Below are 436 nucleotides of genomic sequence, written 5' to 3'. Positions count from 1 at the left end.
CCGATACCCCGGACCGGGGCATCTGGCTGACGCTGTCGATGGTGTTCCGCGCGCTGGCGCACGGGCTGCTGCCGTCCGACCTGCTCGCCAAGCGCTTCGCCGCGCGCGCCCACCTGCTGCTGCGCCAGTACCTGCAAGGGCAGGTGCGCGTGCCGCAGGCGCTGCTCAACGATGCCTTGTTCCTGCTGGTCAGCACCGGCCTGACGCCCGATGGCCCTGAGGACACCACGCCGCCGGCGGTACAGGCCGCCGTGCAGGTGCTGCGCGCCGACATCGCGCGCGGCCTGCAGGCTTTCCGCGTCGATCCGGCCCACGCCGTGGCGCGTGCCGACTATCGCCGGCGCTACTACGGCTGGCTCGATCCGATCGACACGCGCAACCTCCAGAACGCCGCCGCCGCGATCGAGCGCGCGGCTGCCGACGATCAGGCCGGATG

The 436-nt window shown here is 72.7% G+C and carries 1 protein-coding gene; it reads left to right on the top strand.

Annotation, left to right across the window (positions count from 1 at the left end; translation table 11 throughout):
* Nucleotides 1-436 (top strand): FimL-related protein (locus AC1DCP_RS26485; RefSeq protein ID WP_476774883.1); only part of this gene is annotated, 436 nt, incomplete at both ends.

Source organism: Agrobacterium sp. 10T429, assembly GCF_056393925.1.
The sequence above is the reverse complement of the archived record's forward strand: the minus strand, read 5'-3'. Positions and strand labels throughout refer to the sequence as shown.